Annotated in this window: 5 protein-coding genes and 2 pseudogenes; 3 read left to right on the forward strand and 4 right to left on the reverse strand. The window is 67.1% G+C overall.

Annotated elements, in window-relative coordinates; genetic code table 11:
• Together VJ655_RS04180 and VJ655_RS04185 are read right to left on the reverse strand one after the other, a co-directional pair.
• On the reverse strand, window positions 1–344 hold a 344-nt coding region (locus VJ655_RS04180), incomplete at its 3' end, for a hypothetical protein (RefSeq protein ID WP_324109810.1).
• A gap of 42 nt (window positions 345–386) precedes the next feature.
• Window positions 387–699: pseudogene (locus tag VJ655_RS04185) on the reverse strand (FliM/FliN family flagellar motor switch protein).
• 12 nt (window positions 700–711) lie between these two features.
• On the opposite strand from VJ655_RS04185, the gene lipB reads away from it, so the two are divergent.
• The gene (gene lipB / locus VJ655_RS04190; RefSeq protein ID WP_324109811.1) at window positions 712–1437 is read left to right on the forward strand and encodes a lipoyl(octanoyl) transferase LipB; all 726 of its coding nucleotides are present in this window, start codon (window positions 712–714) and stop codon (window positions 1435–1437) included.
• Between the two features lie 27 nt (window positions 1438–1464).
• Here lipB and VJ655_RS04195 read toward each other — a convergent pair whose 3' ends face one another.
• Window positions 1465–1869, reverse strand: coding sequence for a DUF805 domain-containing protein (locus VJ655_RS04195; protein ID WP_324109812.1), 405 nt, complete (start codon window positions 1867–1869; stop codon window positions 1465–1467).
• Window positions 1870–1915: 46 nt separating this feature from the next.
• Window positions 1916–3910 (reverse strand): acetyl/propionyl/methylcrotonyl-CoA carboxylase subunit alpha, encoded by a 1995-nt coding sequence (locus VJ655_RS04200; RefSeq protein ID WP_324109813.1) that lies wholly within the window; start codon window positions 3908–3910, stop codon window positions 1916–1918.
• Window positions 3911–3930: 20 nt separating this feature from the next.
• On the opposite strand from VJ655_RS04200, the pseudogene VJ655_RS04205 reads away from it, so the two are divergent.
• Window positions 3931–7852, forward strand: a pseudogene (locus tag VJ655_RS04205) (LamG-like jellyroll fold domain-containing protein).
• Window positions 7849–8364, forward strand: coding sequence for a GlcG/HbpS family heme-binding protein (locus VJ655_RS04210; RefSeq protein WP_324109814.1), 516 nt, complete (start codon window positions 7849–7851; stop codon window positions 8362–8364). The pseudogene VJ655_RS04205 and the gene VJ655_RS04210 overlap by 4 nt, the downstream one beginning before the upstream one ends.
• The last annotated feature ends 153 nt before the right edge of the window (window positions 8365–8517 follow it).

The following is an 8517-nucleotide window of genomic DNA, read 5'->3' on the forward strand; positions in this document are numbered from 1 at the left end:
CGCAGCATCAGCCCCCCCTTGACGAAACGACCAGTGACTGGCGTTCGAGTAATCCCTGCGTTTCCTACGGAGTCCGTCCAGCTAACTTCGTGGACGAACGAAATCTGGTCGCCCTCAATGGTCGCGGGGAGCGTCTCGCCGCCGTAGCACGACCCCTCGCATAGCTCGAACTCGACCGTGCTTTTGGGGCCTTGATGCACGTCGATACGAAAGCCGAGGTAGTCATCGGCCTCGGCGATATATTTCAGGTCCGTATAGAAGCCCGAATGGTCGCGTTCGACTGCGGCGGTCGAGAGTCCGACGCACGCGCTGAAAATCAGAGCGATAAAGAACCGCAACAGCATGGACGAACCTTGGCTGAACACTCCAAGACCCGCAACTGAAGGTTACGCTCCGCCCGCCATGTAGTCGTAGACGTCGGCCGCGCGAGTCACCTGGATGGCGATGCGGTCGTCGCTGATCTGGATTTCGCCGCGCGCGATCGGGTGGTTGTTGGCCAGGATCCAGACCTCGTCATTGGTCTTGGCGTCCAGCGGGATCACCGCGCCGCGGCCCATGCGCAACAATTGTTGCATGGGGAGGATCGACCGACCGAGCAGGACGGAGATCTCGACATTGACGGCGTTGACCTGGCTCACGAAGTAAGGCCCCTGAAACTGACACACGCGACCGCTCGGGTCGCCGCGTCTTAGATTGCAAGATTAGGGCCGTATGCTTGCGCTCCCGTTAAATGCTGAAAATGCTGAACTTCCGACCATGAGGCGCGATGACGCGGCGCCGGTGGGGTGGGCGGTTTCGACCGACTACGTCGATTACCCGGCAGCCGTTGCCGCCATGGAGGCGCGGGCCGCGGCGATCGCCGATGGAACGGCGGGCGAGCTGGTCTGGCTGCTGGAGCATCCGCCGCTCTACACCGCCGGCGTGTCGGCCAAGGCCACGGATCTGCTGGCGCCAGACCGTTTTCCGGTGTTCGAGAGCGGACGCGGCGGCCAGTTCACCTATCATGGTCCCGGCCAGCGCGTGGCCTATGTGATGCTGGATCTGACCAAGCGCGGGCGCGACGTGCGCGCCTTCGTCGCGGCGCTGGAAGCCTGGATCATCGACGCCCTGGCCGCCTTCAACGTCACCGGCGAGCTGCGCGACGGCCGGGTCGGCGTCTGGGTCGAGCGCAAGGGTCCCGGCTGGAGCCGCGAGGACAAGATCGCCGCCATCGGCGTCAAGCTGCGCAAGTGGGTCAGCTTCCACGGGATCAGCCTGAACGTGGAGCCGGATCTTTCCCACTTCTCGGGCATCGTGCCTTGCGGCCAGACCGAGCACGGCGTGACCAGCCTTGTGGACCTGGGCCTGCCGGTCACGCTGGACGAGGCGGACGCGGCGTTGAAGGCGAGTTTTACGAAGGTGTTCGGGCCGGTCGAGGACGCCGCGGCGCCCGTTTAAAATCCCTCTCCCGTGGGGAGAGGTTTTTCAGATCGAAATCGTCTTCAAGGGGTTCGGTCCATAGCGGTTGGCGCCCTGCTCGCCGCCCATGACGCCAAGCTCGACCACCGCCCAGGCGATCACCAGGCAGAACATGAAGTCCAGAACGTGCTCGGGCTGAGGCCAGACCGCGATCACGGCCATCAGGATCAATAGCGCCCACCAGCCCGACCGACCGCGATCGTGCAGACGCTTTGACAGCACGCAGGCGCCCGAGAACAACAAGGCCGGATAGACCAGCCAGCCGGTCAGCCAGTGCAAGGTGAAGCCGGCGATCGCCTCATAGAGCACCGCCACGCCGATCAGCACCCCGGCCGCGACCAGGAACGGCGTGCGCGCCAGCCTGCCGTTCGACGACAGGAACAGCTCCGCCCACTCGCTACGTTCGCTCATGCTCGCCTTTGCTCCGACTCGGCTCGCGCCCAATCTAAGCGCGGCTTCAGGCGAACTCCACCAGCACCTCATCCGCCGCGACCGGGTCGCCGCCCTTGGCGTTGACGGCTTTGACCACGCCGTCGCGCTCGGCGCGGATGATGTTCTGCATCTTCATGGCTTCGAGGACGCAGACCACCTCGCCCTCGCGGACCTGCTGGCCGGCCGTGACGTCCATCGAAACGACGAGGCCCGGCATCGGCGACAGCACCAGCTTGGAGGTGTCGGCCGCCTGCTTCTCGGGCAGCTTGTCATGGAGCTCGGCCGAGCGCGGCGTCAGGACCAGCACCCGGGCCTTGGCGGCGCGGTGGCGGATGGTGAAGCCCTCGGCGGCGGGGGCGACCTGGACCGTGAAGGCCTTGCCGTCCAGCAGCGCCTTGAACACCGCCTTGCCCGGACGCCAGTCGATGTCGCTCAGGGTCAGGACGCGCCCTTCGTCGAGCAGTTCGACGGTGATGTCGCCCTCCCCGGCCACCTTGACCCGGTGCTTGGCGTGGCCGACCGACACCACCCATTCGTCGCGCGGCGCGCCGGCCAAGCCCGTGGCGAACGAGCGGGCGCGCGCGGCGTAGACCCGCTGCATCGCCGCGCCCACCGCGATCAGGATGTCCAGCTGTTGGGCGGTCGGCTCGACGCCCTGGAAGCCGTCGGGGAATTCGTCCTTGATGTAGCTGGTCGCCAGATGGCCCGAGCGGAACCGCGCCTCGTCCATCACCGCGGCCAGGAACGGGATGTTCTGGCCCAGGCCCTCGATGTGGAAGTCCTCCAGCGCCCGGCCCATGCCGTCGATCGCCGCGATCCGGGTCGGGGCCCAGCTGCACAGCTTGGAGATCATCGGGTCGTAGTACATCGAGATCTCGTCGCCCTCGCGGACGCCGGCGTCGTTGCGGACCGTGTAGCCGTCCTTCTGGCCCTCCGCCGGCGGGTCGTAGCGAACCAGGCGGCCGATCGAGGGCAGGAATTTGCGGTACGGGTCCTCGGCGTAGATGCGGCTTTCGATGGCCCAGCCGTTGATCGAGAGATCCTTCTGCTCGAAGGCCAGCTTCTCGCCCCAGGCGCTGCGGATCATCTGCTCGACCAGGTCCAGGCCCGTGATCAGCTCGGTGACCGGATGCTCGACCTGCAGGCGGGTGTTCATCTCCAGGAAGAAGAAGCTCTTGTCCTGGCCGGCCACGAACTCGACCGTGCCGGCGCTGTCGTAGCCGACGGCCTTGGCCAGGGCGACGGCCTGGGCGCCCATGGCGTTGCGGGTCGCCTCGTCCAGCAGCGGCGACGGGGCTTCCTCGATGACCTTCTGGTTGCGGCGCTGGATCGAGCACTCGCGCTCGAACAGGTGGACGACGTTGCCGTGCTTGTCGCCCAGCACCTGGATCTCGATGTGGCGCGGGCTTTCGATGAACTTCTCGATGAAGATGCGGTCGTCGCCGAAGCTGGCCTTGGCCTCGGCGCGGACCGCCGGGAAGCCCTCCTCGACGTCCTGGCGGGTCCAGGCGACACGGATGCCCTTGCCGCCGCCGCCGGCCGAAGCCTTGATCATCACCGGATAGCCGATCTGCTCGGCGATCTTCACCGCCTCGGCCGTGTCGGCGATCTCGCCGATATGGCCCGGCACGCAGGAGACACCGGCCTTTTGAGCGAACTTCTTGCTCTCGATCTTGTCGCCCATGGCCGAGATGGCCTCGGGGTTGGGACCGATGAACACGATGCCCTCGTCGGCGCAGCGCTGGGCGAAACCGGCGTTCTCGGACAGGAACCCGAAGCCCGGGTGCAGCGCCTGCGCGCCCGTCTGCTTGCAGGCGGCGATGATCTTGTCGGCGACCAGATAGGACTGATTGGCCGGCGACGGACCGATATGCACCGTCTCGTCGGCCATCTCGACAGCCAGGCTGCCGGCGTCGGCGTCGGAATAGACCACCACCGTCGCGATCCCCAGGCGGCGGCAAGTCTTGATGACGCGGACAGCGATCTCGCCCCGGTTGGCGATCAGGATTTTCGTGAACATGGCAACTTCCGCCCGACGTTTTGTGCTTTGCAGCATGGCCTATCAGGCCGCGTCGGGTTTGCAAGCCTCCCCTTACGGCGCTAAACCAGCGCCGGGGATATGACACCGGTTACCAAAACCAGCGCCCCGCCGGAGGAGACGGTTCGTATGAAGGCGACTTTCCTGGGCTCGGCCTGCGCCCTGATCCTGGCCCATGCGGCGGCCGCCGCCGAAGGACCGACGAGCGAGCCCGCGCTGCTGTTCAAGGTCTCGGGCGACAGGGGTCTGACGGCCGATGTCGCCGCCGGCGATCCGATCCCCAATTTCGCCGACAAGGTCGCGCCGGTCGCCGGCAAGTCCGGCCAGGGCTTCCACGCCGAGGACGACGGCGTCGTCTCTTGGAACGCCCCCGGCAACATCCAGGCCCAGCGCGGGACCCTCTCCTTCTTCTGGCGGTCAGGCTATCCGGTCGGCGTCGCGCCGTTCGTGATCTTTCGCGTCGGCTATGCGGACCACTCCAGCTGGGACATGGCGTTCCTGCGCATCGACTGGAACGGCCACGGCTTCGACGCCTTCGTCACCGACAACGGCCTCTCGCGCACCCGCGTCTCGTTCAAGGTCGACAAGATCCCGGCCGCCGACGTCTGGACGCACCTGGCCTTCACCTGGGACGAGACCACCGGCGTCCAGCTCTATGTCGACGGCAAGCTGGCCGCGAGGAAGGAGGCCAAGGCCGTCTATGACGCTGGCCTCGACCAGTTCGGCGTCGCCGGCCGGGTGATCGCCCCGCATCAGGTGCAGAGCCGCTACAACTTCACGCGCGGCGGCGACCTGGACGAGCTGCAGGTCTACGACCGTCCGCTGGGCGCCGCGGCCATCGCCGCCCTGGCCCGGAACGAAGCCCCCACCGCCGAGGCTCCGGTCCCGACCCTGGCCGATCCGGCCGTCCACGCCGCCTGGAAGCAACGCTACGGCTGGAACCTCGCCTCCCCTCCTTTGCTGACCGACGCCCAGACCACGATCCGCAAGGTCGAGTTCGCCGACGCCAAGGACATCAAGGAATGGATGTGGCGGGCCAACGACGGCATCCAGGAGACCACCTGGCCCGGCGTCTACAACCGCTCGCGCCTGCCCGGCCGTAACGACTACTTCCAGCTGCCCGACTGGAACGTCTATGTCGACGGCGGTAAGGCCCTGACGCTCACCCTGCCCGACGAGCCGATCAACCGCCTGGAGATCCAGGGACCGGCCTATGGCGACCTGAGCTGGACCGCCCCGGGAGTAAGCAAAGCCGGCGACAAGGCCGCCAGCGTCGGGACCCGCGCCAAGGATCAGGCGCGCACGGTCACCACCTTGGCCCAGCCGCTGAAGGGCGGTGTCCTGACCTTCACCAATGTGGCCCAGGAGACCCCGATCCAGGAGATCTGGGCCTATAACGTCTCCGCCGGCGCCGAGCCGAAGGACGCCTTCAAGATGAGCTACACGGTCCGCGCCGACGTGGCGCCGGACTATCTGAACCTCTCGGACCTGAACGCCTATATCGCCGGCCGTCACCCGGCGGGCGAGCGCGCCACGGTCGTGGCCATTCCGGAAAGCGCCCCCAGCCGCCCGCGTCCGGCGAGCGACCTGACCGCGCCGGGCCTGCCGATCGTCCACGTGCTGATCCCGTCGGGCTTCGGCGACGCGCCGGCCGCCAGACCCCTGGCCCGCAACTGGGCCTATGGCTGGGAGAACGCCCGCGACGGCCTGGACGGCGTGGCCATCGACATTCCCGCCCTGCCTGGCGCGGCCGGGACAGTGATCCCGCTGAACATCCAGGTGAAGGACCCGATCTGGCCGGGCCGAAACATGATTGACGTCAGCATTTCGGTGAAGACTGGCGAAGCCCGCACCGTCTGGCTGGACATGCGCGACCGCATCCTCACGGCCGATAGCCTCTATCTGACCATCGCCGCCGACAGCACCGAGTTCGGTCCCAAGGCCCTGGACGGCGCCAAGATCCGCCTGGTCCTGAAGGACCGCGACAAGGCCAAGGTCGAGCACGTCGCCGACCGCCTGAACCAGGTGAAGGACAACTGGGCCTTCCTTGTCGAGGAGCACACCACCTCCAAGCGCCAGGGCCTCTATCGCCGCCTCTACGCCGACATTACGGACCTGCTGCGCGTCGATCCCGACAACCAGATCGGTCGCGAGTACTGGGGCGACATCACCTATGGCAGCCAGGGCTGGCCGGCCTTCGAGCAGCCCAAGCCCGCGGACGACACCCCGCTGTGGGCCTTCCGCCAGACGGAAGACCTGAAGCTGGTCTCCAAGTTCATCAACTGGTGGATCGACGAGCGTCAGGCCGACTTCGGCGACTTCGGCGGCGGGCTGTCGGACGACACCGACCTGCTGCAGCAATGGCCGGGCGTGGCCCTGATGGGCGTCCAGCCCGACAAGCTGACGCATTCGCTGAACCGCCTGACCGACGCGGTCTACAAGAACGGCATGTTCACCGATGGCCTGTCGACCATCGTCACCGACGAACTTCATGCCTATGAGGAGGGCATCAACTCCAATTCGGAGGCGATGTACGTCAACTACGGCGACCCGCTGGCGGTCGAGCGACTGTTCACGACGGTGAAGGCCCTGCCCCGCATCGTCGACAAGAACCCGGCCGGCCACGTCCACTTCAACACCAACTGGTACAGCGGCAAGATCTCGTATCGCGAGGGCCCGTGGGAGTGGCAGAAGCCGTATTCGTTCGGCGTCGTCCATCCGTCGATCCTGATCAGCGACTACAACGGCGATCCGACGGCGCGCGACACCGTCATCGGCCTGGCCGACGGCTACCTGGCCCACGTCAGCAAGAAGGACGGCTCCTATCCGAACGAGATCAATTGGCGCACCGACGCCGAACGCGGCGGCACGGTGCTGCAAGGCTCGGGCGCGGATGGTCCGTTCCAGGTGTTCTGGGCGGCCTATCGCCTGACAGGCGACCAGAAATACCTGGCGCCGATCAACTGGCGGATCTCCAAGGCGGGCCTCAAGTCGCTGGGGGCGATCAACGAAAACGCTCTGACGGCGATGAACCTCGCCGCCGCCAACAAGGACGCGCTGGTCAAGGCGGCGGCCAAGGGCGGGGCCTTCGAGCGCTACGCCGCCTGGTCCCTGACTGGCGACAAGAAGTATCTGGAGGATCTCTACGCCAGTGAGATCCAGTGGAACGCCCAGCACATGTACATGCACACGGAAGGCCACTGGTGGTCGGATCGTGTCGAGCTGCCGTCCGACATGCTGCAACGCTCGCGCCTGGGCGGGATCGCCAACAAGCGCAGCCAGATGACGCCTGGCCACGTGGTCTCCTGGCGCTTCGACAACGCCGACGGCACGGATGTGGCGTTGCTGGTCAAGGACGCGACCCAGACCGGCTTCAAGGTCATCGCCTATAACCTGACCGACAAGCCGGTGACGGCGACCATGACCGGCTGGAACGTCGCGGCCGGCCAGTGGAGCCTGACCGAGGGCCTCGACGCCAATGGCGACGACGTCATCGACGGCCCGGCCCAAGCCCGCTCGGTCGCCTTCGAGCGTAGCCTGGGGGCCAAGGTCACCCTGGCCCCGCGCCAGACCAGCGTCATCGACATGAAGCTCGTCACGGCTGGCGACGATCCGGCCAAGCGCGCCGATCTGGGCGTTGGTCGCGGCGACGTGGTGGTGAAGGGTTCCGCCATCACCGCCAAGGTCCACAGCCTCGGCGCCCAGGACGCGCAGGCGGCCAGGCTGGAGCTGGTCGACGAGTCGGGCAAGGTGCTGGGCAGCGCCGCCGTCCCCGCCCTCAAGGCGCCGCTCGACTTGCTGCCGAAGACCGCTTCGGTGAAGCTGAAAATCCCGGCCGGGGTGAAGACCCAGGGCCTGCGGGTCAGGATCGTCACCAGCCAGGCCCAGAACACCCGCTTGAACGACGAGGTCGTGCTGCCATGAGAAAGACCTTCGCCCTGATCGCCGTCGGACTTTCCTTGACGGGGAGCCTGACCCTGGCCGCCGGCCCGGCGCTGGCCCAGACCGCCTCGGCGCCGACGCCCGCGCCGCAGCCGTCCTATTCGGCGCGGGTGATCACCCTGGCCGAGGCCAAGATCGTGGTCGCCGCCGCCGAGGCGGAGGCCCGCAAGAACGGCTGGACCATGGTCATCGTCGTGCTCGAGCCAAATGGCCAGCCGGTCCTCTCCGAGAAGATGGACGGCACGCAGTACGGCTCGAACGAGGTGGCGCTGAAAAAGGCCCAAACCTCGGCCAACTTCCGCCGCCCGACCGCGTACTTCCAGGAGGCGGTCAAGAGCGGCACGCTGAACGCCATCTTCACCGGCGCGACGGCGGTCGAGGGCGGTGAACTGGTGCTGGTCGACGGCAAGATCGTCGGCGCCATCGGCGTCTCGGGCGGTTCGGCCGCCCAGGACGGGATCGTGGCCCGGGCCGGCGCCGCCGCGCTCAGGTGAGCGACTTCAGATAGGTCCTGAACTGGGCCATGGTCATCAGCCGGGCGGGGTCGGCCAAGGCGCCGCCTGGATCGTTCTTGCGGTTCGGCGCGACCTCGTCGTGGCCGAACACCCGGTCGAGGCTGAAGCTCGCCGGGAAGGTCTTGGCCAGGT

This window comes from Caulobacter sp. (assembly GCF_035254145.1).
Lineage (GTDB): Bacteria > Pseudomonadota > Alphaproteobacteria > Caulobacterales > Caulobacteraceae > Caulobacter.